Genomic DNA, 25,215 nt, shown 5'->3' with positions numbered 1-25,215 from the left:
AAGGATGAACGGCGAGTCCAGAGTGTGAACAGAAGTGAGGAGATCGCCGTGTCGGGTATGTCGGCGGGCCGGTCAGCAGTGCGGATGGGACCCGCTGAGCTGGTGCAGGCGGCGGCCATGGCCCGCCGCTTCTACCTCGAGGGCAAGTCCAAGATCCAGATCGCGGAGGAGTTCGGCGTCAGCCGCTTCAAGGTGGCCCGGGTCCTGGAGACGGCTCTCGAACGGGATCTCGTGCGCATCGAGATCCGGGTCCCGGCCGAGCTGGACGCGGAGCGCTCGGACGCGCTGCGCGCCCGCTACGGCCTCAGGCACGCCGTCGTCGTCGAGTCCCCGGCCGAGGCCGAGGACACCCCCGACCCGGAGAACCTCGGTGAGGTGGCCGCCGACCTGCTCGGCGAGCTGGTCAACGAGGGCGATGTGCTCGGCCTCGCCTGGGGCCGCTCCACCATCCACATGGCCGCGGCCCTGGACAAGCTGCCGCCGTGCACGGTGGTGCAGCTGACGGGCGTGTACGACGCCGGGACCGCCGAGCGCGGCTCGGTGGAGGCCGTGCGCCGGGCCGCCCAGGTCTCCGGCGGCGACGCCCACCCGATCTACGCGCCGATGCTGCTGCCGGACGCGGCCACCGCCGCCGCGCTGCGCAACCAGACCGGGATCGCGCGGGCCTTCGAGTACTTCGACAAGGTCACCGTCGCCTGTGTCTCCATCGGCTCCTGGGAGCCCGGGATCTCCACGGTGCACGACATGCTCAGCGACGAGGAGCGCGCGCACTACGCCTCCCTCGGTGTCGCCGCGGAGATGTCCGCGCACCTCTTCGACGCCGAGGGGCGCCGGGTCGGACGGGACCTGGGGGAGCGGTGCATCACCGTCAAGACGGACCAGCTGCGCCGTATCCCCGAGGTCGTCGCCATCGCGGGCGGGGCGCGCAAGGCCGCCGCGATCGACGCGGTGCTGAGGTCGGGGCTGGTCACCAGCCTGGTGACGGACACCTCGGCGGCGGACGTCCTGATGACGGCCGGCCCGACACCGCGCTCGGCGCTCAACCGGGCGGACCCGGACGGCCCCTGACCGACGGTCGCGAGGGGACGGGCCGTGGCAGCATCAGTTCATGCCGCTCCGGTCCGTCCCCCGCCTGCTTCTGTGTCTGCTGGTCTTCGTGGCGGGGTGCTCCGCCACCGGTTCCGGGACCGGGCACCCCGACGGCACGGCGACCGTCCGGGTGTCCCAACTCCCCGCCGAGGCACGGCAGACGCTCGCCCTCATCGACCGGGGCGGCCCCTTCCCGTACGCCCGTGACGGTGTCGTCTTCGGCGACTTCGAGGGACTGCTGCCCCGGCACGAGCGCGGCTACTACCACGAGTACACGGTGCCGACACCCGGCTCGCGCGACCGCGGGGCCCGGCGCATCGTCACCGGGCGGGGCGGCGAGATCTACTACACCGACGATCACTACACATCGTTCAGGGCGGTACGCAGATGACACAGCTGACGGTCACGCTGGACCTCGACGGGGTCACGGACAAGGCGGGCCTGATGGACCGGTGCGCCCGGGACCTGCGGCTGCCGGAGTACTTCGGCCGCAACTGGGACGCGCTGGCCGACGTCCTCTCCGACCCGGGTGCGTGGCCCGAGGAGGCGGCCGAGCGGGGGCTGCTGGTCGTCGTGCACAACTGGCGGCCGTACGCCGAGGCCCGTCCAAAGGAGTGGGACACCGCCCTCGACGTGTTCGCGCACGCCTCCGCCGCCACGGTGGCCCTCGCCCTTGGAGGTTCCTCCCAAGGGGCCTCTGACCTGCCTGGATGATCCGCCCGGGCAGCGCATGGCGGTCGGCATGGGACAATGAAGTACGTGCTCTTCCCCCTGGCTGACCTGTCCGGGGGCCACCTCTGATCGACTGGGATGTGCAGCACGTGCGTTTCCTCAACGACATCCAGCCCCCGTACGACCTGACGTACGACGACGTCTTCATGGTCCCCAGCCGCAGCGCGGTCGGCTCCCGGCAGGGTGTGGACCTCAGCTCCCCGGACGGCACGGGCACCACGATCCCGCTGGTCGTCGCCAACATGACCGCCATCGCGGGCCGCCGGATGGCCGAGACGATGGCCCGGCGCGGCGGACTGGTGGTCATCCCGCAGGACATCCCGATCGAGGTCGTCACCGAGGTCGTCTCCTGGGTGAAGAGCCGGCACCTCGTCCTGGACACCCCGATCGTCCTCACCCCGCACCAGACCGTCGCCGACGCCCTCGCCCTGCTGCCCAAGCGGGCGCACAACGCGGGGGTCGTGGTCGACGATGAGCACCGCCCGGTCGGTGTGGTCACCGACCGGGACCTGACCGGGGTGGACCGCTTCACGCAGCTCGAGGTCGTCATGTCCAAGGACCTGGTGCTGCTCGACGCCGACATCGACCCGCGCGAGGCCTTCAACCGCCTCGACGGGGCCAACCGCCGCTACGCGCCCGCCGTCGACAAGGAGGGCCGCCTCGCCGGCATCCTCACCCGCAAGGGCGCCCTGCGCGCCACCCTGTACACGCCGGCCGTCGACGCGAACGGCAGGCTGCGCATCGCCGCCGCCGTCGGCATCAACGGCGATGTCGCGGGCAAGGCCAAGCAGTTGCTGGACGCGGGCGTCGACACGCTCGTCATCGACACGGCGCACGGCCACCAGGAGTCGATGATCAGCGCGATCAAGGTGGTACGGGCCCTGGACCCGCAGGTCCCGATCGTGGCCGGCAACATCGTCGCCGCGGAGGGCGTCAGGGACCTGATCGAGGCCGGCGCGGACATCATCAAGGTCGGTGTCGGGCCCGGCGCCATGTGCACCACCCGCATGATGACCGGCGTCGGCCGGCCGCAGTTCTCCGCCGTCCTGGAGTGCGCCGCCGAGGCGCGGAAGTACGGCAAGCACGTGTGGGCCGACGGCGGGGTCCGGCACCCGCGTGACGTGGCGATGGCGCTGGCCGCCGGGGCGTCGAACGTCATGATCGGTTCGTGGTTCGCGGGCACCTACGAGTCCCCGGGCGACCTCCAGCAGGACGCGGGCGGCCGCCTCTACAAGGAGTCGTTCGGCATGGCCTCGGCCCGCGCCGTCCGCAACCGCACCTCCGAGGAGTCGGCCTACGACCGGGCCCGCAAGGCGCTGTTCGAGGAGGGCATCTCCACCTCCCGGATGTTCCTCGACCCGGCCCGCCCCGGCGTCGAGGACCTGATCGACTCGATCATCGCGGGCGTCCGCTCCTCCTGCACCTACGCCGGCGCCGGCTCCCTGGAGGAGTTCGCCGAGAAGGCCGTCGTCGGCATCCAGAGCGCCGCCGGCTACGCCGAGGGCAAGCCCCTGCACGCCAGCTGGAACTGAGCCAGGTCCGTTGTCCGGGGCCCCCGTTGAAAATCGGGGGCAGCGGGCGTGGGCGAGGCTCTACCGTCGGGGCATGGAGATCGCCGAGTGCCGGCCTCAGGACGTCGAGGTCCTGGAGCGCTTCATGCCGTCGACGAGCGTCGACGGCCGTCATGCCGCCCGCTTCGCACGACAGGAGGCGGGCGAGAGCAGCTATCTCGTCCCGTGGATCGACGGAACTCCCGTGGGGCACGCGGAAGTTCGCTGGACCGGCGGCCGGGCGCCCGAGGTCAGGGCCGCGCATCCGGACTGTCCGGAGATCAACGGCTTGCTCGTGTGGCCCGAGTCGGTCCGATCCCTGGGCGTCGGCACCGCCCTGATCCACGCGGCCGAGGAACTGGCGCTGCGGCGCGGCATCGGGCTCATGGGGCTCGGCGTGGGCGAGGACAACGCCCGCGCGGCGGCGCTGTACGCGAGGCTCGGCTATATGCCCACCCTGGTCTACCTGGACCCGCGTGCGCACGTGGACGCGGAGGGCGTCCTGCACGAGTACGCCGAGCGGTGCCGGTTCCTGGTCAAGAAGCTGCGCTGAACGGGCCGTTGCGCCCGGTCACCTGGGCAGTGCGCAACGAATGGGCATCCGCCCGCGATGAACGCAACGAACTTGCGTAGGTACGCAAGGTTGCTGCATTTCGTCTGCGAAGGGGCTGCCCGTAGGGTCATGCGCTGTACGTGGCGTGGCGGGGACCCCGCTCGGTGGGTCCCCGCAGGCGCGGGGGTGCCGCCGGTCCCCGCCGCCCGAACCGCCGTGACGAAGGAGTCAGCGCGTGCTGGACCAAGGCGCACCCCCGCGAAAGCGCATCCCGTCGGCCTCACCGTCCCCAGGCCTCGGTGCGCGTCTCATGCGGCGCAAACCGGTGGAGCGCCTGGTCGCGGAGGGCGGCCAGGGCGAGGGAGGGAGCCTGAGGCGCTCCCTCGGGCTGTGGCAGCTGACCATGATCAGCATCGGTGCCACCCTCGGCACCGGCATCTTCGTGGTGCTGGGCGAGGCCGTCCCGAAGGCCGGTCCGGCCGTCACTCTGTCCTTCGTGATCGCCGGGCTCACCGCCCTCTTCTCGGCCCTCTCCTACGCCGAGCTGGCCGGCACCATCCCGGTCTCCGGCTCCTCGTACTCGTACGCATACGCAACGATGGGCGAGCTGATCGCCTGGATCTGCGGCTGGTGCCTGGTCCTCGAGTACGGCGTGTCCGTGGCCGCCGTCGCCGTCGGCTGGGGCGAGTACCTCAACGAACTGCTCGACGGGACGATCGGCGTCACGATCCCGGACGCCCTGTCCGCCCCGCCCGGCGACGGCGGCATCTTCAACCTGCCCGCGCTGATCGTCGTCCTGCTCGCCATGGCGTTCCTGCTCGGCGGCGCCCGTGAGTCGGCCCGCGCCAACACCGTCATGGTGTGCGTGAAGATCGCCGCGCTGGTGCTGTTCTGCGCCATCGGCGTCCAGGGCTTCCGGTCCGGGAACTACGCGCACTTCATGCCGCTGGGCATGGCGGGCGTCAGCGCGGCCGGGGCCACGCTGTTCTTCTCCTACATCGGCTTCGACGCCGCCTCCACCGCCGGCGAGGAGGCGAAGAACGCCCAGCGCGACCTGCCCCGCGCCATCATGCTGTCGCTGGTCATCGTCACCGCGCTGTACGTGCTCGTCGCGGCCGTGGCCGTCGGGGCCAAGCCCTGGCGGCGGTTCAACGACTCCGAGGCCGCGCTCGCCCAGATCATGCGCGAGGTCACCGGGCAGACCTTCTGGGGCACCCTGCTCGCCGCCTGCGCGGTCATCGCCATCGCCAGCGTGGTGCTGACCGTCCTCTACGGCCAGACCCGCATCCTCTTCGCGATGTCCCGCGACGGACTCGTGCCCAAGGTCTTCGCCAAGGTCCACCCGAAGACCGGCGCGCCCCGCGCCAACACGGTGATCGTCTCCCTGTTCTGCGGTGTCCTCGCCGCCGCCATTCCGCTCGGCCAACTCGCCGACGCCACCAGCATCGGCACGCTCTTCGCCTTCGCGCTGGTCAACATAGCCGTCGTCGTGCTGCGCCGGACCCGTCCGGGGATGCACCGCACCTTCCGTGTCCCGCTCTCGCCGGTGCTGCCCGCGCTCGGCTTCGGGTTCTGCGTCTGGATGATGGGCAGCCTGTCGGCCGTCACCTGGGTCGTCTTCGGGGTCTGGATGGCCGTCGGGCTCGTGGTCTACTTCGGGTACGGCCATCGCCGCTCCCGTCTGGCAACACCGGAAAGCTGATCCACTCACCGTGCTGAACGATCTCGACGAACGCATCGTGCACGCCCTCGCCGAGGACGCCCGCCGCTCCTACGCGGACATCGGGCACTTGGTCGGCCTGTCCGCGCCCGCCGTGAAGCGGCGCGTGGACCGGCTGCGGGCCACCGGCGCCATCACCGGGTTCACCGTCCGGGTGGACCCCTCGGCCCTGGGCTGGGAGACCGAGGGCTTCGTCGAGATCTACTGCCGGCACAACACCTCGCCGGAGACCATCCGGCGAGGTCTGGAGCGCTACCAGGAGGTCGTCGCCGCCTCCACCGTCACCGGCGACGCGGACGCCATCGTGCAGGTCTTCGCCTCCGACATGCGGCACTTCGAGCGCGTGCTGGAGCGGATCGCCGGGGAGCCGTTCGTGGAGCGCACCAAGTCCGTCCTGGTGCTGTCGCCGCTGTTGCGCCGCTTCTCGTCGGGCTCACCGACGTAATCCGGGGGACGGACCCGCCCGGTCCGCCTACCATCGGTGACATGACCTGGCGACATTGATCCTCCACGGCCGGCGCCCGCCGGATCACGACCACGCTGTACGGCTACGCGTTCCTGGACGACTTCGTCCTGCTCTACCCGGTGTACGCGCTGCTGTTCAGCGACACCGGCCTGTCCGTCTGGCAGATCTCCTCGCTCTTCGTCATCTGGTCGGTGACCGGAGTCGTCCTGGAGGTGCCCTCCGGCGCCTGGGCCGACGCGGTCTCCCGCCGCCTGCTGCTCGTCCTCGGCCCGCTGCTCACCGCCGTCGGCTTCGCCCTGTGGGTGCTCGTGCCCTCCTACTGGGCGTTCGCCGTCGGCTTCGTGCTGTGGGGCGCCCGGGGAGCCCTGGTCTCCGGCGCGCTGGAGGCGCTCGTCTACGAGGAGCTGGAGCGGGTCGGCGAGAGCGAGCGGTACGCGCGCGTGATGGGCCGGTCCCGCGCGGCGGGGTTGATCGCGGTGATGGCGGCGATGGGACTCGCCGGACCCGTCCTCGCCCGGGGCGGCTTCGCGGCCGTGGGCGCGGCGAGCGTGCTGGCGTGCCTGGCGAGCGCCGTCGTGGGAAGCCGGTTTCCGGAACACCGGGCGGCCCCGGAGGGCGAGGCCGAGAGCTGGGTCGCGACCCTCGGGGAGGGCTTCGCGGCGGTCCGCAGCGAGCGCTCGTTGCGCGGGGCCATCCTGCTCGTCCCGGTCGTGACCGCCGTATGGGGAGCGCTGGACGAGTACACGCCCCTGCTGGTGCGCGAGACCGGTGTCTCCGAGGCACGCGTGCCTTATCTGCTCCTGCTGGTCTGGGCGGGCGCCACGGCCGGCAGCCTGCTCGCGGGGCGCTGCGAACGGCTGGGGCGGAAGGGCCTCGCCGTGCTGCTCGGGGGAGCGGCCGTCACCCTCGCGGCGGGCGCCGCGGCCGGGACGCCGGTAGCCCTCGGTTTGGTGGCCCTGGCCTTCGGCGGCTTCCAGCTGGCCACCGTCCTCGCCGACGTCCGCCTCCAGCAGCGCATCGACGACACCGGCCGGGCCACACTCACCTCGGTCGCCGGCCTCGGCACGGAGTTGCTCACCGTCGCCGTCTACGCCGGCTACGCGGCGATCGCCACCCGAACCGACCACGCCACCGCCTTCACCCTGTTCGCCCTGCCGTACCTGCTGACGGCCCTCCTCCTGGCGAGCCGCACCCGCGAGCGGTAGGGCCTGTCGCACAAGTGACGCCTACGGCGCATCGCCAGGAACCCTTTCCTGGGCGGGGACTCCACGCGCGTGGGGACCCCCATGACGCCGCGCGGCCGTCCTTCGGGTGACGACGCCGCTCTCGCGACAGCCCTTGACGGCGGGTGCGCAACAATCACCGCCGGACTGCGCGAAAGCCCGAGCGTGCCCAGTGCCGGGGCTTCGGCGCGGTCTGCCGAGTGCATGCGCCCCCACGCTCGAACAACCCCGGGTGGGGCCCCATGACGCCGTTTGGCCGTGCTTCGGGTGACGATGCCGCTTTCGCGGCAGGAGGCCTTGGCGGCGGGTGCGCAACAATCGCCGCCGGACTGCGCGAAAGCCCGAGCGTGCCCAGTGCCGGGGCTTCGGCGCGGTCTGCCGAGTGCATGCGCCCCCACGCTCGAACAACCCCGGGTGGGGCCCCATGACGCCGTTTGGCCGTGCTTCGGGTGACGACGCCGATCTTGCGACAGCCTTTGGCGGCGGGTGCGGAACAATCGCCGCCGGACTGGGCGAAAGCCCGAGCGTGGCTGGGGCTTCCGCGCGCTGTGCCGAGGGCACGCAGACCGCATGGGGGACACCGACAACACCGCGCGGCCGTGCTTCGGGCGGCGACGGCGGTTCGCAACAGGCCCTGGGCGGTGGGCGCGCAACGAATCGCCGTCGGGCCGGTGTCGTACGCAATGAAGCGCTCACCGGCGCGCAACGGGTTCTTCTTGCTGGTCGTGGCGGCGCGAACGTACCTTCTAGGTGACCCCCAAAAGCATCCGCACCGGTGAGGAACCCGCATGCGCACCGCCCTGCTCCAGAGCTCCGGCCGGCCCGGATCCGTCGCCGAGAACCTCAAGGTCCTCGACGCGGCCGCGGGCCGTGCCGCCGCCGCGGGGGCCGGGCTGCTGGCCGCGCCGGAGATGTTCCTGACCGGCTACGCGATCGGCGACGACATCGCGCGCCTCGCCGAGCCGGCCGACGGCGAGTCCGCCGACGCGGTCGCCGAGACGGCCGCCCGGCACGGCATCGCGCTCGTCTACGGCTACCCGGAGCGGGACGGCGAGACCGTCCACAACTCGGCGCAGCTGATCTCCGCCGACGGCACCCGGCTCGCGAACTACCGCAAGACCCACCTCTTCGGCCCCGCCGAGCGCGAGCACTTCACCCCGGGCGAGCAGTCCCTCGTCCAGGCCCGGCTCGGCGGACTCACCGTGGGCCTGATGATCTGCTACGACGTGGAGTTCCCGGAGAACGCCCGCGCCCACGCCCTGGCCGGGACCGACCTGCTCGTCGTGCCGACGGCGAACATGCACCCCTTCCAGTTCGTCGCCGAGGCCATGGTCCCGGTGCGTGCCTGGGAGAACCAGATGTACGTCGCCTACGTCAACCGGGTCGGCCCGGAGGGCGAGTTCGAGTTCTTCGGCCTGTCCGCCCTCGCCGGCCCCGACGGCATCGCCCGCACCCGCGCCGGCCGCGGCGAGGAACTGGTCGTCGCCGACGTCGACCCCGCCTTCCTCGCCGCCTCCCGCGAGGCCAACCCGTACCTGAAGGACCGCCGCCCCGGTCTGTACGGGTCCCTGGTCTGAAACACCCCCAACGCCCTGTCTGTGCAAGGAGTCCGTACCCCATGACGTCCACCGTGCCCAACGCCGTCGAGCATGCGGACGAGCAGCAGCTGCCGCCGATCACCATGTTCGGCCCGGACTTCCCGTACGCCTACGACGACTTCCTCGCTCACCCGGCGGGCCTCGGCCAGATACCGGCCACCGGGCACGGCACGGAGGTCGCGGTCATCGGCGGCGGACTGTCGGGCATCGTGGCCGCGTACGAGCTGATGAAGATGGGCCTGAGGCCGGTCGTGTACGAGGCCGACCGGATCGGCGGACGGCTGCGGACCGTCGGCTTCGACGGCCAGGGCACCGAGGGCCTGACCGCCGAGATGGGCGCGATGCGCTTCCCGCCCTCCTCCACCGCCCTCCAGCACTACATCGACCTGGTGGGCCTGGAGACCCGGCCCTTCCCCAACCCCCTTGCCGAGGCGACCCCTTCGACCGTCGTCGACCTCAAGGGCGAGTCGCACTACGCCGAGACCATCGACGACCTGCCGCAGGTCTACCGCGACGTCGCCGACGCCTGGAACAGGTGCCTCGAAGAGGGCGCCGACTTCTCCGACATGAACCGCGCCCTGCGCGAGCGGGACGTGCCGCGCATCCGTGAGATCTGGTCGCGGCTCGTCGAGAAGCTCGACAACCAGACCTTCTACGGCTTCCTCTGCGACTCCGAGGCCTTCAAGTCCTTCCGCCACCGCGAGATCTTCGGCCAGGTCGGCTTCGGCACCGGCGGCTGGGACACCGACTTCCCGAACTCCATCCTGGAGATCCTGCGCGTCGTCTACACCGAGGCCGACGACCACCACCGCGGCATCGTCGGCGGCTCCCAGCAGCTGCCGCTGCGCCTGTGGGAGCGGGAGCCGGAGAAGATCGTCCACTGGCCCTACGGCACCTCGCTGAAGTCGCTGCACGTGAACGGCGAGCCCCGTCCCGCCGTGACCCGGCTGCACCGCACGGCGAACAACCGGATCACCGTCACGGACGCGGACGGCGACATCCGCACCTACAGGGCGGCGATCTTCACCGCCCAGTCCTGGATGCTGCTCTCCAAGATCGCCTGCGACGACTCGCTCTTCCCGATCGACCACTGGACCGCCATCGAGCGCACCCACTACATGGAGTCCAGCAAACTCTTCGTGCCCGTGGACCGGCCCTTCTGGCTGGACAAGGACGAGGAGACCGGCCGGGACGTCATGTCGATGACCCTCACCGACCGTATGACGCGCGGGACCTACCTCCTGGACGACGGTCCGGACAAGCCGGCGGTCATCTGCCTGTCGTACACCTGGTGCGACGACAGCCTGAAGTGGCTGCCGCTGTCCCCGAACGAGCGGATGGAGGTCATGCTGAAGTCGCTGGGCGAGATCTATCCGAAGGTCGACATCCGTAAGCACGTCATCGGCAACCCGGTGACCGTCTCCTGGGAGAACGAGCCCTATTTCATGGGCGCGTTCAAGGCCAACCTGCCCGGCCACTACCGCTACCAGCGGCGGCTGTTCACGCACTTCATGCAGGACCGGCTGCCCGAGGACAAGCGCGGCATCTTCCTCGCCGGCGACGACATCTCGTGGACGGCGGGCTGGGCGGAGGGCGCCATCCAGACCGCGCTGAACGCGGTCTGGGGCGTCATGCACCACCTGGGCGGCGAGACCGACGCGGCCAACCCGGGGCCGGGCGACGTCTACGACGAGATCGCGCCGGTCGAACTGCCGGAGGACTAGATACCGGCGGCGCGGACCGCCTCGTGGATCTCGGCGGCGAGGTCCTTGAGCTCCTCGGCGTCCCGGGCGGCGCCCTGGAACTCGAAGAAGAACGCGTCCAGGCCGCTGCTCTCGGCGTGCGCCGCGAGGTCGTCGACGATCTGCGCGGTGCTGCCCTGGAACGGGGAGCGGTCGGCGCCGTCGTAGCCCTTGGGGTCGTGCGAGGCGTTGATCCGCACCCATGTCTCGATCGGTGCGCTGCGGCCGCGCTCGGCCGCCAGGTCCTGCAACTGCCGCCACTGCGCGGTCAGTTGGTCCGCGCCCATGGCGATGGGCATCCAGCCGTCGGCGCGGTCGACGAGCCGGGTCATCGCCTTCCGGCTGTTGGTGGGCAGCAGGACCGGGATCGGACGGGCGGGCTTGGGGCCGACCACCGCCGAGGCGATCCGGGTGATCCGGCCCTCGTACGTCACCGGGTCGGGACCCCACACGGCCCGGCACACGTCGATGATCTCGTCCAGGACCCGGCCCCGCTCCTCGAACGGAGCCACACCGGCGGCCGCGTACTCGTCGAGCGACCAGCCCGTGCCGAGGCCCGCCAGCACCCTCCCGCCGCTCGCCGCGTCCAGGGTGGCGAGGGACTTGGCCAGCTGGAAGGGGTTGTGCAGCGGGGCGACCAGGATGCTGGTGCCCAGTCCGGCCCGCTCGGTCGCCGCGGCGGCCAGGGTCAGCGTCACCAGCGGGTCCGGGACCCCGCGGTACAGGTCGGGCCAGGCCAGCCCTTCGATGCCGTAGAGGCCCTGGGTCGCGGGTTCGGGGAACAGGGCCCGCTCGTAGACCCACAGGCTCTCGTAGCCGATCCGCTCGGCGGTGCGGGCCACGTCGGGCACGTCGCGTCCGATGTCGTACTGCCGTGCTTGCGGAAGGCTCATTCCCAGCCGGATGGCCATGCGTGCGCTCCTTCGCGTCGGTTCAACAGTCAACCTAATCCGGCAGTGGGGTCAGCAGCATGCGGCTCGCGAATCCGACGGCCGTATCCAGCCGTTCGGTGAACTCCTCGGCCACGTCCGGGAGTCGGCGCAGCGCCCACAGGGCCCGCGCGGCCGTCCAGGTGGCGTCCCGGGCGCGCTCCAGGCTCCAGGAACCGAGCAGATGGGTCAGCGGGTCGGCGATCTGGAGCAGGTCGGGGCCCGGCATCAGATCCTCGCGGATGCGCTCCTCCAGCGAGACGAGGAGGTCGCCCACGCGGTCGAACTCGTCCTCCAGATCGGCCGGTTCGCACTTCAACGTACGACAGCTGTCCACCACGGCGAGCGCCAGGTCGTGGCCGATGTGCGCGTTGATGCCCGCCAGCGCGAACTGCAGGGGACGTACGCCGGGATGGCGGCGGAACTGGAACAGGGGGCGCCAGCAGGCGGGCGGGCGGCGGTCGTCGGCCACGGCTTCCACGGCCGCGAGGTAGCGCTCCGCGAACCGCACGTCCAGCGTGGTCGCCGCCCGCGCGTCGGTGAAGAGGCCCTGGTCGATGTGCCGGTCGACGGACTCCGTGACGGCGAGGTAGACGCGGTTGAAGACGGCGAGGCCGTCCCGCTCGGGCAGCCTCGCGTCCAGGGCGCGCATACGGGAGACGACCGTGTCTACGGATGTGGTGAAGTGTTCCAATTGCACCATGGGGGAAGGGTCCCAGTCCTAGGCTGACGGGAGCGCCGCCGGGCCCGGTGCTTCCCCGGAACGGGGGAACGCGCTCGCGGCGGGGGGAGGGGGGAGCGACGCCGTGTCAGGCTTACGTGCCCGGCGTCTGGCGGCCCGCAGGGCCGAGCGCCGGCGTGCCGCCCGGCGGGGTGCCATGGTCGCCCTCGCCTCCGTCGTGGTCGCCGCCGGCACCGTGACCGGCATGGTGTCCGCCCTCGACGACGGGCGGAGCGCGGGCACCGGGGCCGCGAAGCCGGACGTGACCGGCTCGCCGACGCCGGACCAGGTGTCCGCGACACCGACTGTCACCAAGTCCCCGCCTCCCGTACGGAGTTCACCGAGGACCAGCAGGCCGGCACCCGACACGACGAAGACGAAGTCACAGCCCCCCGCCGTGTCCGCCCCGCTCTACCGGCACCCCGACTCCCAGGTCCTCGACTGGGTCCGCGCCCACCCCGGCGACCCGCGCACCCCGCTCATCGAGTCACGGATCGCCGACGAACCGGCGGCCGTGTGGTTCGCCGACCCCGCACCCGCGACCATCGCCTCCCGCGTCCGCGCGGTCACCTCGGGGGCCGCCGCGCAGGGCCGGGTGCCGGTCCTCGTGGCGTACGCGATACCCGGCCGCGACTGCGGGGGCGCCTCCCAGGGCGGGGCGCCGGACCTCGCCGCGTACGACGCGTGGATCGACTCCTTCGCGACCGGTCTGGGCCGGGGCGAGGTCGTCGTCGTCCTGGAGCCCGACTCGATCGCCCAGTCCGACTGCCTCTCCGGAAGCGAACGCGCCGCCCGCTTCGCCTCGTTGGCCCGCGCCGGCCGTGTCCTGAAGCACGCCGACCCGAAGGCCCGCGTGTACTACGACGCCGGGCACTCCGGCTGGAACCCGCCCGGCAAGCAGGCCGACCTGCTGAGACAGGCGGGCGCCGCCTCGGCCGACTCCTCCGACGGGATCTTCAGCAACGTCTCCAACTTCCGCTCCACGGCAGACGAGATCGCCTACGACCGTACGGTCCTCGCCGACCTGGGCGGCCCCGCGAGCCTCGGTGCCGTCATCGACACCAGCCGCAACGGCAACGGCGCCCCGCCCGACGGACAGTGGTGCGACCCGGCGGGCCGTGGGATCGGGCGGGCGCCGACGCTCAGCACCGGTGAGGCACGCATCGACGCCTATCTGTGGGTGAAGCTGCCGGGGGAGTCGGACGGGTGCAAGGGGGCGCCGGGGACGTTCAGTCCGTCGTACGCCTACGACTTGGCCTCGTCGTAGGCGGACGTGCCCTCGTCCAGCAGCGGCTCCTGGGTCTTGAGGTGGGCCGGGGCGAAGGCGCGCAGCGCGTGGTAGCCGGTGATGACCACGACGGTGCCGAGGGCGATGCCGCTGAGCGAGAAGGTGTCGGTGAACTTCATCGACACGTTGCCGACGCCGATGATGATGCCCGCCGCGGCCGGGACCAGGTTGAGCGGATTGCGCAGGTCCACCCGGGCGTTGGTCCAGATCTGCGCGCCGAGCAGGCCGATCATGCCGTACAGGATGACGGTGATGCCGCCGAGGACGCCGCCCGGGATCGCGGCGACGACCGCGCCGAACTTGGGGCAGAGGCCGAACAGGAGGGCGAAGCCGGCCGCGGCCCAGTAGGCGGCGGTGGAGTAGACCCGGGTCGCGGCCATGACGCCGATGTTCTCGGAGTAGGTGGTGTTGGGCGGGCCGCCCACCGCGGTGGACAGCATGGACCCGACGCCGTCGGCGGAGATCGCCGTGCCGAGCCGGTCGTCGAGCGGGTCGCCGGTCATCTCACCGACCGCCTTGACGTGCCCGGCGTTCTCGGCGACCAGGGCGATCACGACCGGGAGCGCGACGAGGATCGCCGACCACTGGAAGGTGGGCCCGTGGAAGGTGGGCAGGCCGATCCAGTCCGCCTTGGCGACGCCGGAGAGGTCCAGCCGCCAGTGGTCGGTGAGTTTGCCGCTCGCGTCGACCGAGTGGATCCTCCCGAAGATCCGGTCGAAGGCCCAGGAGATGGCGTACCCGAAGACCAGCCCGAGGAAGATCGCGATCCGTGAGAAGAAGCCGCGCAGACAGACCACCGCCAGACCGGTGAACAGCATGACCAGCAGGGCGGTCCACTGGTCCTGGGGCCAGTAGGTGGAGGCGGTCACCGGCGCCAGGTTGAAGCCGATCAGCATCACCACCGCGCCCGTCACGATCGGCGGCATCGCGGCATGGATGATCCGCGCGCCGAAGCGCTGCACGGCGAGCCCCACCAGGAACAGCGCGAAGCCGACGACGAGGACCGCCCCGGTGACGGTGGCGCTCGTGCCGCCCTGCGCGCGGATCACGGCCGCCACGCCCACGAACGACAGCGAGCAGCCCAGATAGCTCGGCACCCGGCCCCGCGTCGCCAGCAGGAAGATCACGGTAGCGACGCCCGACATCATGATCGCGAGGTTGGGGTCCAGGCCCATCAGCACCGGCGCCACGAAGGACGCGCCGAACATCGCGACCACGTGCTGGGCGCCGAGCCCGGCGGTGCGCGGCCAGGAGAGCCGTTCGTCGGGCCGTACCACCGCTCCGGGCGCGGGCGTCCGCCCGTCTCCGTGCAGTTTCCAGCGCAGGCCGAGGTCCATCGAGGGATTCGCTTTCTCTGTACATGAAGTCCTGTCCGGACCATTGTCACGGCTACCTCGGGGTTCTACGCTCGCACGGTCCTACTCATGAACCACGTTCACATTCCTGACCGTCCGTTCGATGGATCGGAGTGCCAGATGAGTGGAAGATCCCGCGCGGCCGTGCTGCTCGCCGCCGTGGTGACCATCGGAGCCGCCCTCGTCCCCTCCGCACAAGCGAGCCCCAAGACCCCCGACACCGCCGTCCTCGACGGCGGCCGACTGGTGCGGACGAAAGCCCGCCTCGACCGCGGTGATCCCCAACTGCGCCGGGAGCTGCGGACCTTGACGGCCCGCGCCGACACCTGGCTGAACCAGGGTCCCTGGACGGTCGTCGACAAACCCAAGCCCGCCCCCGGCGGCGACGTCCACGACTACCTCAGCCAGGCCCCCTACTGGTGGCCCACCACGACCCCGACCGCCGACAACCCCTGGGGCTGCCCGTACGTTCAGCGGGACGGACAGCGCAACCCCGAGGTCGACAGCGGCACCGACCGCCAGGACGTCGAGAAGGTCTTCGACTCGACGTACGACCTCTCGCTCGCCTGGTACTACACCGGCAGGCGGGTGTACGCCGAGAAGGCCGCGCAGGTGCTGCGCACCTGGTTCCTGGACCCGGCCACCCGGATGAACCCGAACCTGAACCACGCCCAGTTCATCCCGTGCAAGTACGACGGCCGCTCCATCGGCATCATCGACTTCTCCCAGTCGTACACCAGCGTCCTCGACGCCCAGGCCCTCCTCGCCACCGGGGCCCCGGGCTGGAGCGCCAAGGACCGCGCCGCGATGGGCAAGTGGAACGCCGACTTCCTGGGCTGGCTGAAGAACAGCGCGTTCGGCAAGGAGGAGGGCGCCGCCGCCAACAACCACGGCACCTTCTACGACATGCAGCTCGCCGCCCTCGCGTACGCCACCGGCGACCGGGCGCTGGCCCGCAGCACCGTCCTCGACGCGCGCGCCAGACGCATCGATGCGCAGATCGCCGCCGACGGCAGCCAGCCGCAGGAGCTGACCCGTACCCGCAGCTGGCACTACTCGACCTTCGACCTGGTCGCGTACACCCGGCTGGCGGCGATCGGCCGGCACGTCGGCGTGAACCTGTGGGCGTATCACGGGCCGGACGGTCAGGGAGTGCAGAAAGCCGTGGACTTCCTGCTGCCCACCGCGACCGGGGCCGCCGCCTGGCCGTACCCGGAGCTGGAGTTCCACCGCTACGCGGCGAGCGACGTCGTGCACGCGGCGGCGGACGCGGGTGACAAGGCGGCCCAGCGGGCCGTGGCGAAGCTGGAGGCGCCCCCCGGCGGCGACCTCTGGGAGCTGCGGCCGGCGGCCGAGCAGCTGGACTCCATAGCGGGCTGACCAGGCCCTTCCCGACCGGGGCTGCTGAGCGTCCGCTTAGGATGGAGTGTCCCCACCGCTTCACCGTTGACGCTCAGGAGCCCCACCGTGACCGCCGAAGCCCCGATCGCGCCCGCCCTGTCCCACGGCCGACTGATCCCCGTCACCGTCCACTTCGACGACCTCGACGCGCTCGGCCTCCTCCACAACGCCCGCTACCCGCTGATGGTGGAGCGCGCCTGGGCCGAGCTGTGGCAGGAGTACGGCATCCACTTCGCGGGCGACTGGGTGGCGGCCGGCGACGCCTGCAACGCCGTCAAGGAGCTGCGCATCACCTACGAGGCCCCGGTCACCCGGCCCGGCACCTACGCCGTCCACCTCTGGCTGGAGCGGCTCGGCACCACCGGCCTCACCTACGGCTTCCGGTTCTGCTCGGAGGACGGCGCGGTCACCTACGCACAGGGCGCCCGGGTCCTGGTCCGGCTGGACCCGGAGACGATGCGCCCGGCGCCGTGGAGCGACGCCTTCAGGGCCGCGGGTCGGGAACTGCTGCGCTCGGCGGACTGACCCTCGGCCGGTTGCGCTCACGGGTCCTGAGCACTCCGGCGAAGGCCGCGAGGCCGCCGGCCAGCACGGTCACCAGCACGAACGACACCACCAGGCTCGTCGCCTGCGCCACCCCGCCGATCAGGCTGGGCGCGACCAGGCCCGAGGTGTAGGTGATGGTCGCGACGCCCGCGATCGCCTGGCTCGGGTTCGGGCCGCTGTGCCCGGCCGCCGCGAAGCACAGCGGTACGACGACCGCGATGCCGAGCCCCAGCAGCGCGAAGCCGCCCATCGCCACGACCGGTTCGCCCGCGACGACGACGAGCAGACCGCCGAGGACGGCCAGGACGCCGCCGGCCCGCACGGTGCGCACCGCGCCGAAACGGTTGACCACCGCGTCGCCCACCAGCCGCGCCACCGCCATGGTGAGCATGAAACCGGTCGTGCACGCCGCCGCGAGACCCGCCGAGGTGTCCAGTTGGTCGCGCAGGAACACCGCCGACCAGTCCAGGCTCGCGCCCTCCGCGAACACCGCGCAGAAGCCGACGGCACCGATGAGCAGCGCCGACTTGGGCGGCAGTGCGAACCTCGGCGGGGGCTCCTCGTCCTCGGCGGGCTGCAGGTCCAGCACCCAGCTGCAGGCCAGCAGGCCGAGGGCGGTGAGGGTCGCCGCGGCCAGTGCGAAGTGGACGCGGGCGTCCGCGCCGAGGTGCGCGGCGAGCGTGCCGCCCGCCGAGCCGATCAGGGCGCCCGCACTCCACATGCCGTGCAGACCGGACATGATCGACTTGTCGAGACGGTGCTCGATCTCGACGCCCAGCGCGTTCATGGCGACGTCAGCCATGCCCGCGCTCGCGCCGTAGACGAACATCGCCAGGCACAGGGTGAGCATGTTCGGGGCCAGCGCCGGCAGGACCAGGGACAGGGTCCACATCGCGATCAGCCCGCGCAGGGCCGTGCGGCTGCCGAAGCGGTGGCTGATCCGGCCGGCCAGCGGCATGGCGCAGGACGCGCCGAACGCCGTGAAGGCGAGCGCGAAGCCCAGTTCGCCCGCGCTGAGGCGGGCGTGTTCCTGGACCCAGGGGACGCGGGTGGCGAACGAACCGGTGACGGCTCCGTGCACGGTGAACACGGCTGCCACGGCGTACCGGGCCCGCCTCACCTCGTGCCGGTCGTAGACCACGTCACTCATTCTCGGCCCTCCCGTCACCGCGCCTGTCCCCGCCCGCGACGCATAAACTATCAGGAACCCTGCATGATAGTTAGCCCAGTATTGACTGCGCGCGGAACGGGCCACGTCCCTGGCCCTCCGCCGATCTGGAAGGATCCCGGCATGCCCGCGTCCCCGAGCACCGCCCGGGCCATCAACGACCGGCTCGCCCTGCGTCTGCTCCAACAGGAGGGCCCGCTGACGGCCGGGCGGTTGAAGCAGCTGACCGGACTCTCCCGGCCGACGGTCGCCGACCTCGTCGAGCGGCTCACCGCGTCCGGGCTGATCACCGTGGTCGGCGAGGCGGGCGAGGTGCGGCGCGGGCCGAACGCGAAGCTGTACGGCATCGTCGCCGACCGCGCGCATCTGGCCGCGCTGGACGTGCGGACCGAGGGCGTGTCCGTGGTCGTGTCCGACCTGGTGGGGCGGGTGCTCGCGGAGGCGTCGGTGCCGATCGGGGACGACACGGGGACGGGGCCGGCGGTGGAGCGGACGGTCGCGCTGGTGGAACGGGTGGCCAAGGAGGCGGGGGCGGACCGGCTGCACACCGTCGGCATCGGCGCGCCGGGTCTGATCGACCCCGCCACGGGGGAACTCCGTGTCTCGACGGGCCTGCCGGAGTGGCACCGCCGGCTGGTCGCCGCCCTTCAGGAACGGCTCCCCGAGGCCCGCGTCAGCATCGAGAACGAGACCAACCTGGCGGCCCTCGCCGAACAGCGCGACGGCGCCGCCCGGGACCGTGACACCTTCGTCCTGCTGTGGCTCAGCCACGGCACGGGCGCCGCGGTGGTCCTGGACGGAAAGCTGCGCCGGGGCGCCTCCGGAGGTACGGGCGAGATCGGCTTCCTGCCGGTCCCGGGAACGCCGGGACTGCCGTCGGCCACGGACTGCGAGGGAGGCTTCCATTCGCTGGCGGGGGCTGCGGCGATCGGCAGGCTGGCGGGGGAGTGGGGGATGCCGTCTCCGTCGGGCAGCGGTGGTGACCCCATCGGCGAGGGTCCGGACGGGGCAACGGCGGCGACACTGGTCCGGGGCGCGGTGGCGGCGGTGCGGGAAGGGGGCGCCGCAGTGGCCGGTTCTGGGGCGGCGGGGGCTGGGGCGTTGGCTGGCGGCGCCTCTGGCGGGGCTGACGCGGGTGGGGTGGTTGGCGGTTCTGGGGCGGCGGTGACGAGCGCCGGGTCGTGGGCGGCTGGGGCTTCTGGCGGGGCTGACGCGGGTGGAGTTGTGGCCGGTTCTGGGGCGGCGGTGGGGGAGGGTGGTGCGTTGGCTGACGGGGCTTCTGGCGGGGCTGACGCGGGTGGAGTTGTGGCCGGTTCTGGGGCGGCGGTGGGGGAGGGTGGTGCGTTGGCTGGCAGGGCTTCTGGCGGGGCTGACGCGGGCGGAGTTGTGGCCGGTACTGGGCCGGTGGTGCCGGAGGCCGCGTCGTTCGCTGCCGGAGACTCAGGCGCTGCTGACCCAGACGGGACAGCCGCTGCCCCTGGGACGACGGTGCCGGACGGGGCGGCGTCCGTCATCCTCCCCGGCGTCGCCGACCGCTTCCTGGACGCCCTCGCCGACCGGCTGGCCATAGGTGTCGCCTCCGTCGTGGCGGTTCTCGATCCCGGCTGCGTCGTGCTCGGCGGTGAGGTGGGGCAGGCCGGGGGCGCGGAACTCGCCCGGCGGGTGCAGGCGCGGGTCCGGACAATGTCGCCGATGGCCACTGAAGTACGGCCGAGCGTCCTGGGCGGCGCCGCCGTACTGCGCGGCGCCCTGCTCACCGCACGGGACCTCGCCCAGGACGAACTGTTCGCGCCGTCGGAACGGTGACGGGCGGCGCCCCCCAGGCGGCGAGCGGGTCGCCTCGCCCTGCTGCGATGAGCTGGACGCCTCGCTCCTGCTGTGGTGGGCGGCGCGCTTCGCCCCTCTCGTGGCGAGCGGAGCGCCTCGCTCCTGCTGTGGTGAGCGTGTTGCTTCGCCTCTGCTGCGGTGAGCGGGACGACTCGCCCCGGCGTAGTGGGCGTACCGCCTAAGCCCTGCTGCGATAGCGGATCGCCTCAGCGTTCCTGTGATGAGCGTGTCCCCTGAGCCCCGTTGCGACTTGCGTGTCGCCCCCATTGCGACCAGCCTGTCCCCTGAGCCCCGTTGCGGCCGGCGTGTCGGCTAAGCAGCGCCGTGCTAGGCGGATCGCCTGAGCTCCGCCACGGTAAGCGGATCGGTTCGACCCCGCCACGGTAAGCGGCTCGCCTCGACCCCGCCACGGTAAGCGGATCGCCTCGCCCCCGCCGCCGTGAGCGGGTCCCCTCCGCTCTGGTGAGCGGGGCGCCTCAGCCCTGCTGTGCGGGGCGCCTCAGCCCCGTTGCTTCTCCAGGTACTCCTCGAACGTGCCCTTGCCGACGGCGTGTTCCGGGGCCAGGTGGCCGCCGTCACGGAAGGCCCGGTACGTCCTGCCGAGGAGCGGCACGTTCAGCACCGCACGCCTGCGTCCCGTCGCCCTCAGCCAGGCGCGGGCCAGCGAATCGAAGGTGCGGATCTCGGGACCGCCCATGTCCGCGACGCGCCCAGCGGGTGCCGCCTGCGCCAACTCCGCCAGCCGCTCGGCGACTTCGGCCACCTCGACCGGCTGGTCCCGCACCCCGGCCGGAAGCAGCAGCACCGGGAGCTTCGCCAGCGCCCGGAACATCATCACCGGCAGGTCGTGGAACTGCGTCGCCCGCAGCACCGTCCAGCCCAGCCCCGACTCCTCGATCATCCGCTCGACGGCGAGCTTGGCCCGGTAGTACGGGAACGGCACCCGGTCGACGCCGACGATCGAGATGTAGACCAGGTGTCCCACCCCGGCCCGCCGCGCCGCCGCGATCAACTGGGCCGCCGCCTTCTCGTCCCCGCCGGTCTGCGTGGTCGCGCAGTGCACCACCGTGTCCACGCCCTCGACCGCCGCGTCCAGCCCGGCCCCGCCCTCGCGCAGATCGACGGCGTAGGGCGGGGTGCGCCGGCTGAGCACCCGTACCTCGTGCCCGTCCGCCCGCAGCCGCTCGGTGACGAGCCTGCCGAGGGTGCCCGTCCCACCGGTCACCAGGATCGTGGTCATGCTGTCCAACCCTTCCCACGGCGGACGCCCCGGGGTGGGGCGCCCTTTGTCAGCTGAGACGAGGCGGCCCGAGCGAAATGTGACAGCCTCCTAGAAACGCGTGAGCTGCCGCCTCACGAAGGCCAGCTTCTCCGGATTGAGCACGATCCGCAGATGGGCGATCAGACCGTCCCGCACCTCGAACGCCACCACGCCGGCGAGTGTGTCGCCCGCCCAGGCGGCCAGCCCGTACTCGCCGTTGATCTCGGTCGGCGTGAACACCAGGCCCGCCGCGAACCGCTCGGCGCCGCCCACCGCGAGCCGGGCGACCTTCTCGCGCCCCTCGACCGGCCGCCGGGCCGCGCTGACCTTGCCGCCGCCGTCGCTGGACCAGGTGACGTCCGCCGTCAGCACCTTCTCCAGTCCGGCCAGATCACCGTCGCGGGCCGCCGCGAGGAACGACGTGACGAGCTCCGCCTGCCGCCCCGGCACCGGATCGAACCGCGACCCTTCCTCGCCCACCCGCCGCACCGCCCGCCGGTACAGCTGACGGCAGTTGGCCTCGGTCAGGTCCAGCAGCCCGGCGATCTCCCGGTGGCCGTACCCGAACGCCTCCCGCAGCACGTACACCGCCCTCTCGGTCGGCGTGAGCCGCTCCAGCAGGACCAGCATCGCCAGCGACACGGCCTCCCGCTGCTCCGCCGACTCCAGCGGGCCGAGCGAGCCGTCGGAGGTGACGACCGGTTCGGGCAGCCAGGTGCCGACGTACCGCTCGCGCCGGGCCCGCGCCGAGGTCAGCCGGGTGAGGCAGAGGTTGGTGACGACCTTGGCGAGCCAGGCCGCCGGATGCTCGACGCCCGCGCGGTCCGCGCCGTTGAAGCGCAGATACGCGTCCTGCACCACGTCCTCCGCCTCCTCGGCCGAGCCCAGCATGCGGTAGGCAAGACCGAACAGCCGCGGGCGGTGCGGCTCGAAGTCGTCGGCGGTCGCGCTGCTCATGGCACCACCCTGCCAGAGCCCACCGACACCACGGCTGAGAAGGCCCGGCGACGGGCAAGGGCCGTCGTCACCGCCGCCGGGCCCGTCCATGGAGCCCAAAAGGACTAGACCAAAGCGTCCGACAAACAGGCCGAGTTGAGAAGTACAGCGACACACCTTGTGAGCCAACCCACACCGTTCGCCCGTATGGACGTCGATCAGGCGTGGCACACTGGCTCTGTACCAGAAGCAGCGCACTCCGGGGTCGGTGAAATTCCGAACCGGCGGTTACAGTCCGCGACCCGCCCGCTTCCAGCGGCCGGTTGATCAGGTGAAATTCCTGGACCGACGGTTAAAGTCCGGATGGGAGGCAGTGCGCGGCGGGCGGGCATTCGTGCGCGCCGCCGTATGCGCTCGTCCGTGTGGACGGGTCTGTCCGGCGTCGCCCCGGTGTCCTCGCTCGCTTCTGTCGTCTTCGACAGCCCCGGAGTCCGTGCCCGAATGAGGCAGGAGGACCCGGGAAGTGTTCACCGGAATCGTCGAAGAGCTGGGTGAGATCACCGCCGTCGAGAACCTCGGTGACTCCTGTCGCTTCCGCGTGCGTGGCCCCGTCGTCACCGAGGGCGCGCAACACGGGGACTCCATCGCCGTGAACGGCGTCTGCCTCACCGTCGTCGAGCACGAGGGCGACGAGTTCACCGCCGATGTCATGGCGGAGACCCTCGACCGCTCCAGCCTCGGCGCCATCGCCGTCGGCTCCCGCGTCAACCTCGAGCGCCCCACCGCCGTCGGCTCCCGCCTCGGCGGCCACATCGTGCAGGGCCACGTCGACGGCACCGGTCGGGTGCTGGAGCGCAAGCCGTCCGAGAACTGGGAGATCGTCAAGATCTCGCTGCCCGCGGACCTTTCGCGCTACGTCGTCGAGAAGGGCTCCATCACCGTCGACGGCATCAGCCTCACCGTCGTGGACGCCGGGGTCGACCACTTCACGATCAGCCTCATCCCCACCACGCTCGCCCTGACCACGCTCGGCCTCAAGCAGCCCGGCGACCCGGTCAACCTCGAGGTGGACGTCGTCGCCAAGTACGTCGAGCGCCTGCTCGCGAGCACGCAGGGAGCAGGCCGGTGAACTGGCTGAACTCGCAGGCGTTCACCCTCCTCGACCAGCACATCATCTGGTCGGACATGATCGGCAACATCCTCGGCCTGATCACCCTCGCCCTCGGCTGGCGCCGCTCGCTGCTGACCTGGCCGGTGCAGTTCCTCTCCGGGCTGGTGCTGTTCATCGCCTTCTACGGCCATCTCGCGGGCAGCGCCGGCAAGCAGGTCGTCGTCATGGTCGTCGCGCTGTACGGCTGGTGGCAGTGGAGCCGCACCCGGGGCAGGTCCGCCGACGGTCACATCGCTCCGCGCTTCGCCACCTGGCGCGAACGCGGCGCGATGCTGGGCGCGGCAGCGGCCGGCACGGTCGTGGTCGCCCTGCTCTTCAAGGCCTACCCGTCCCTGTCCTGGGACCCCTGGCCGGACGCCTACATCTTCGTCGGCACGATCGTCGCCATGTACGCCCAGGCACGCGGCATGGTCGAGTTCTGGATCGCCTGGCTCCTCGTCGACCTGGTCGGCGTCCCCCTCAACTTCGCCAACGGCTACGCCTTCTCCGGCTTCGTCTACGTCATCTACGGCGCACTCGTCCTGTGGGGCATGCGCGACTGGTGGCTGCGTTCCCGCAACACACCGCAACCCGTCCTGGAAGGAGTGCCGGCATGACCGCCCACCCGTCTCCCACCACCGCCCCAACGGAGGCGCTACGCGCCGCCCCTTCGATCCCACCGATTCTCTACAGCACGGACGGCATCGAGGACTGGTCCCTCGACCCCGTCGAGCAGGCGATCGCCGACATCGCGGCCGGCCGCGCCATCGTGGTCGTCGACGACGAGGACCGCGAGAACGAGGGCGACCTCGTCGTCGCCGCCGAGAAGGTCACCCCCGAGATCGTCGCCTTCATGATGAGCGAGTGCCGCGGCCTGATCTGCGCCCCCATGGAGGGCGAGGAACTGGACCGGCTGAAGCTCCCGCAGATGGTCGACGACAACACGGAGTCGATGAAGACCGCCTTTACGGTCTCCGTGGACGCCTCGGGCGCCCACGGCGTCACCACCGGGATCTCCGCCGCCGACCGCGCGACCACCCTCCGACTGCTGGCGAGCGGCGACGCCGAGCCCGGCGACTTCGTGCGCCCCGGCCACATCTTCCCGCTGCGTGCCAGGCCCGGCGGCGTCCTGACCCGCGACGGCCACACCGAGGCCGCCGTCGACCTCGCCCGCCTCGCGGGGCTGCGCCCGGCCGGCGCGATCGTCGAGATCGCCGGCGAGGACGGCCGGATGCTGCGCCTGCCCGAGCTGATCCCCTTCGCCCGCAAGCACGGCCTGACGATCATCTCCATCGAGGACCTGATCGCCTACCGCCGCAGCTCCGAGCCCACCGTCCGCCGCGAGGCCGAGACCCATCTGCCCACCGTGCACGGCGAGTTCAAGGCCTACGGCTACCGCTCCACCGTCGACGGCGTGGAGCACGTGGCCCTCGTGCACGGCGAGATCGGCGACGGCGAGGACGTCCTCGTCCGCGTCCACTCCGAGTGCCTGACCGGCGACATCTTCTCCTCCCTGCGCTGCGACTGCGGGCCCCAGCTGGAGGCCTCCCTGGAGCGCATCCAGACCGAGGGCAGGGGGGTCGTGGTCTATCTGCGCGGTCATGAGGGCCGCGGCATCGGACTGCTGTCCAAGCTGCGGGCGTACGAGCTCCAGGAGCGCGGCCGCGACACCCTCGACGCCAACCTGGAGCTCGGCCTGCCCGCCGACGCCCGGGACTACGGCGCGGGAGCGCAGATTCTCGAGGACCTCGGCGTGCGCAGTGTGCGCCTGATGACCAACAACCCCGACAAGACCGACGCGCTCGTCCGGCACGGGCTCAAGGTCACCGGCCGGGAGCCGATGCCCGTACAGGCGGGCGAGCACAACCTCCGCTACCTGCGCACCAAGCGGGACCGGATGGGACACGACCTGCCCTGGCTGGACACCAACCCGGCGTCCACCTGCAGCAACCAGTAACCG

General features: G+C 71.8%; 23 protein-coding genes and 1 riboswitch. Of the genes, 17 read left to right on the top strand and 6 right to left on the bottom strand.

Annotation, left to right across the window (positions count from 1 at the left end):
* Positions 1–24: 24 nt before the first annotated feature.
* From MKW14_RS16250 to MKW14_RS16205, 10 genes are all read left to right on the top strand, one after another.
* Positions 25–1,068, top strand: coding sequence for a sugar-binding transcriptional regulator (locus MKW14_RS16250; RefSeq protein WP_240863260.1), 1,044 nt, complete (start codon positions 25–27; stop codon positions 1,066–1,068).
* 40 nt (positions 1,069–1,108) lie between these two features.
* The gene (locus tag MKW14_RS16245) at positions 1,109–1,480 is read left to right on the top strand and encodes a guanyl-specific ribonuclease (RefSeq protein ID WP_240863259.1); all 372 of its coding nucleotides are present in this window, start codon (positions 1,109–1,111) and stop codon (positions 1,478–1,480) included.
* Positions 1,477–1,803, top strand: a complete 327-nt coding sequence (locus tag MKW14_RS16240; protein ID WP_240863258.1) for a barstar family protein — start codon at positions 1,477–1,479, stop codon at positions 1,801–1,803. The genes MKW14_RS16245 and MKW14_RS16240 overlap by 4 nt, the downstream gene beginning before the upstream one ends.
* Positions 1,804–1,910: 107 nt before the next feature.
* A complete protein-coding gene (locus MKW14_RS16235) occupies positions 1,911–3,353 on the top strand; it encodes a GuaB1 family IMP dehydrogenase-related protein (protein ID WP_240863413.1) in 1,443 nt (480 codons plus the stop codon).
* Positions 3,354–3,426: 73 nt separating this feature from the next.
* On the top strand, positions 3,427–3,924 hold the full coding sequence (locus tag MKW14_RS16230; protein WP_240863257.1) for a GNAT family N-acetyltransferase: 498 nt from the start codon (positions 3,427–3,429) through the stop codon (positions 3,922–3,924).
* 235 nt (positions 3,925–4,159) lie between these two features.
* Entirely contained in the window at positions 4,160–5,626 is a 1,467-nt protein-coding gene (locus MKW14_RS16225) for an amino acid permease (protein WP_240863256.1), read from the top strand.
* Between the two features lie 10 nt (positions 5,627–5,636).
* Positions 5,637–6,089: an Lrp/AsnC family transcriptional regulator gene (locus MKW14_RS16220; protein ID WP_240863255.1), complete on the top strand. Its 453-nt coding sequence runs from the start codon at positions 5,637–5,639 to the stop codon at positions 6,087–6,089.
* A gap of 83 nt (positions 6,090–6,172) precedes the next feature.
* Entirely contained in the window at positions 6,173–7,315 is a 1,143-nt protein-coding gene (locus tag MKW14_RS16215; protein ID WP_240863412.1) for an MFS transporter, read from the top strand.
* Positions 7,316–8,121: 806 nt separating this feature from the next.
* Entirely contained in the window at positions 8,122–8,910 is a 789-nt protein-coding gene (locus MKW14_RS16210; RefSeq protein ID WP_240863254.1) for a carbon-nitrogen hydrolase family protein, read from the top strand.
* Between the two features lie 41 nt (positions 8,911–8,951).
* Complete coding sequence (locus MKW14_RS16205) at positions 8,952–10,655, top strand: flavin monoamine oxidase family protein (protein WP_240863253.1); 1,704 nt, start codon at positions 8,952–8,954, stop codon at positions 10,653–10,655.
* Here MKW14_RS16205 and MKW14_RS16200 read toward each other — a convergent pair.
* Positions 10,652–11,584, bottom strand: a complete 933-nt coding sequence (locus tag MKW14_RS16200) for an LLM class F420-dependent oxidoreductase (protein ID WP_240863252.1) — start codon at positions 11,582–11,584, stop codon at positions 10,652–10,654. The genes MKW14_RS16205 and MKW14_RS16200 overlap by 4 nt on opposite strands.
* A 34-nt stretch (positions 11,585–11,618) precedes the next feature.
* A complete protein-coding gene (locus MKW14_RS16195) occupies positions 11,619–12,305 on the bottom strand; it encodes a DUF5995 family protein (protein ID WP_240863251.1) in 687 nt (228 codons plus the stop codon).
* 175 nt (positions 12,306–12,480) lie between these two features.
* Here MKW14_RS16195 and MKW14_RS16190 point away from each other — a divergent pair, with 175 nt between their 5' ends.
* Positions 12,481–13,590 (top strand): glycoside hydrolase family 6 protein, encoded by a 1,110-nt coding sequence (locus tag MKW14_RS16190; protein ID WP_240863411.1) that lies wholly within the window; start codon positions 12,481–12,483, stop codon positions 13,588–13,590.
* Here MKW14_RS16190 and MKW14_RS16185 read toward each other — a convergent pair.
* Positions 13,569–14,948: a uracil-xanthine permease family protein gene (locus tag MKW14_RS16185; protein ID WP_240863250.1), complete on the bottom strand. Its 1,380-nt coding sequence runs from the start codon at positions 14,946–14,948 to the stop codon at positions 13,569–13,571. The genes MKW14_RS16190 and MKW14_RS16185 overlap by 22 nt on opposite strands.
* A gap of 138 nt (positions 14,949–15,086) precedes the next feature.
* Between MKW14_RS16185 and MKW14_RS16180 the strand changes: the two genes are divergently transcribed.
* Both MKW14_RS16180 and MKW14_RS16175 read left to right on the top strand, forming a co-directional pair.
* A complete protein-coding gene (locus tag MKW14_RS16180; RefSeq protein WP_240863249.1) occupies positions 15,087–16,346 on the top strand; it encodes an alginate lyase family protein in 1,260 nt (419 codons plus the stop codon).
* Positions 16,347–16,433: 87 nt separating this feature from the next.
* Positions 16,434–16,892 (top strand): acyl-CoA thioesterase, encoded by a 459-nt coding sequence (locus MKW14_RS16175; protein WP_240863248.1) that lies wholly within the window; start codon positions 16,434–16,436, stop codon positions 16,890–16,892.
* Here the strand turns inward: MKW14_RS16175 and MKW14_RS16170 are convergent.
* A complete protein-coding gene (locus MKW14_RS16170) occupies positions 16,852–18,063 on the bottom strand; it encodes an MFS transporter (protein WP_240863247.1) in 1,212 nt (403 codons plus the stop codon). The two genes, MKW14_RS16175 and MKW14_RS16170, sit on opposite strands and share 41 nt — an antisense overlap.
* A 141-nt stretch (positions 18,064–18,204) precedes the next feature.
* On the opposite strand from MKW14_RS16170, the gene MKW14_RS41795 reads away from it, so the two are divergent.
* On the top strand, positions 18,205–19,887 hold the full coding sequence (locus MKW14_RS41795) for an ROK family protein (protein ID WP_441349309.1): 1,683 nt from the start codon (positions 18,205–18,207) through the stop codon (positions 19,885–19,887).
* Between the two features lie 520 nt (positions 19,888–20,407).
* On the opposite strand, the gene MKW14_RS16155 is transcribed toward MKW14_RS41795, so the two are convergent.
* Complete coding sequence (locus MKW14_RS16155; protein ID WP_240863246.1) at positions 20,408–21,148, bottom strand: SDR family oxidoreductase; 741 nt, start codon at positions 21,146–21,148, stop codon at positions 20,408–20,410.
* A 90-nt stretch (positions 21,149–21,238) separates the two neighbouring features.
* On the bottom strand, positions 21,239–22,126 hold the full coding sequence (locus MKW14_RS16150) for an RNA polymerase sigma-70 factor (protein ID WP_240863245.1): 888 nt from the start codon (positions 22,124–22,126) through the stop codon (positions 21,239–21,241).
* Between the two features lie 229 nt (positions 22,127–22,355).
* A riboswitch (FMN riboswitch) is annotated at positions 22,356–22,486 on the top strand.
* A 142-nt stretch (positions 22,487–22,628) separates the two neighbouring features.
* Here MKW14_RS16150 and MKW14_RS16145 point away from each other — a divergent pair.
* From MKW14_RS16145 to MKW14_RS16135, 3 genes are read left to right on the top strand one after another with little or no spacing between them, the layout of a single operon-like run.
* Positions 22,629–23,234 carry a riboflavin synthase gene (locus MKW14_RS16145; protein WP_240863244.1) on the top strand — a complete coding sequence of 202 codons (606 nt, stop codon included), beginning with the start codon at positions 22,629–22,631 and terminating at the stop codon, positions 23,232–23,234.
* Positions 23,231–23,872, top strand: coding sequence for a nicotinamide mononucleotide transporter family protein (locus tag MKW14_RS16140; RefSeq protein WP_240863243.1), 642 nt, complete (start codon positions 23,231–23,233; stop codon positions 23,870–23,872). The genes MKW14_RS16145 and MKW14_RS16140 overlap by 4 nt, the downstream gene beginning before the upstream one ends.
* Positions 23,869–25,212 (top strand): bifunctional 3,4-dihydroxy-2-butanone-4-phosphate synthase/GTP cyclohydrolase II, encoded by a 1,344-nt coding sequence (locus MKW14_RS16135; protein ID WP_240863242.1) that lies wholly within the window; start codon positions 23,869–23,871, stop codon positions 25,210–25,212. Before MKW14_RS16140 ends, MKW14_RS16135 begins: the two co-directional genes overlap by 4 nt.
* The last annotated feature ends 3 nt before the right edge of the window (positions 25,213–25,215 follow it).

Source organism: Streptomyces gilvus (genome assembly GCF_022513565.1).
Lineage (GTDB): Bacteria > Actinomycetota > Actinomycetes > Streptomycetales > Streptomycetaceae > Streptomyces > Streptomyces gilvus.
The sequence above is the reverse complement of the archived record's forward strand: the minus strand, read 5'-3'. Positions and strand labels throughout refer to the sequence as shown.

Bases quoted from the DNA above. Each gene is read 5' to 3' on its own strand.
- MKW14_RS16245 (WP_240863259.1), top strand. From the start codon at position 1,109: ATGCCGCTCCGGTCCGTCCCCCGCCTGCTTCTGTGTCTGCTGGTCTTC.
- MKW14_RS16240 (WP_240863258.1), top strand. From the start codon at position 1,477: ATGACACAGCTGACGGTCACGCTGGACCTCGACGGGGTCACGGACAAG.
- MKW14_RS16230 (WP_240863257.1), top strand. From the start codon at position 3,427: ATGGAGATCGCCGAGTGCCGGCCTCAGGACGTCGAGGTCCTGGAGCGC.
- MKW14_RS16210 (WP_240863254.1), top strand. From the start codon at position 8,122: ATGCGCACCGCCCTGCTCCAGAGCTCCGGCCGGCCCGGATCCGTCGCC.
- MKW14_RS16205 (WP_240863253.1), top strand. From the start codon at position 8,952: ATGACGTCCACCGTGCCCAACGCCGTCGAGCATGCGGACGAGCAGCAG.
- MKW14_RS16200 (WP_240863252.1), bottom strand. From the start codon at position 11,584: ATGGCCATCCGGCTGGGAATGAGCCTTCCGCAAGCACGGCAGTACGAC.
- MKW14_RS16195 (WP_240863251.1), bottom strand. From the start codon at position 12,305: ATGGTGCAATTGGAACACTTCACCACATCCGTAGACACGGTCGTCTCC.
- MKW14_RS16190 (WP_240863411.1), top strand. From the start codon at position 12,481: ATGGTCGCCCTCGCCTCCGTCGTGGTCGCCGCCGGCACCGTGACCGGC.
- MKW14_RS16185 (WP_240863250.1), bottom strand. From the start codon at position 14,948: ATGGACCTCGGCCTGCGCTGGAAACTGCACGGAGACGGGCGGACGCCC.
- MKW14_RS16180 (WP_240863249.1), top strand. From the start codon at position 15,087: ATGAGTGGAAGATCCCGCGCGGCCGTGCTGCTCGCCGCCGTGGTGACC.
- MKW14_RS16170 (WP_240863247.1), bottom strand. From the start codon at position 18,063: ATGAGTGACGTGGTCTACGACCGGCACGAGGTGAGGCGGGCCCGGTAC.
- MKW14_RS41795 (WP_441349309.1), top strand. From the start codon at position 18,205: ATGCCCGCGTCCCCGAGCACCGCCCGGGCCATCAACGACCGGCTCGCC.
- MKW14_RS16155 (WP_240863246.1), bottom strand. From the start codon at position 21,148: ATGACCACGATCCTGGTGACCGGTGGGACGGGCACCCTCGGCAGGCTC.
- MKW14_RS16150 (WP_240863245.1), bottom strand. From the start codon at position 22,126: ATGAGCAGCGCGACCGCCGACGACTTCGAGCCGCACCGCCCGCGGCTG.
- MKW14_RS16135 (WP_240863242.1), top strand. From the start codon at position 23,869: ATGACCGCCCACCCGTCTCCCACCACCGCCCCAACGGAGGCGCTACGC.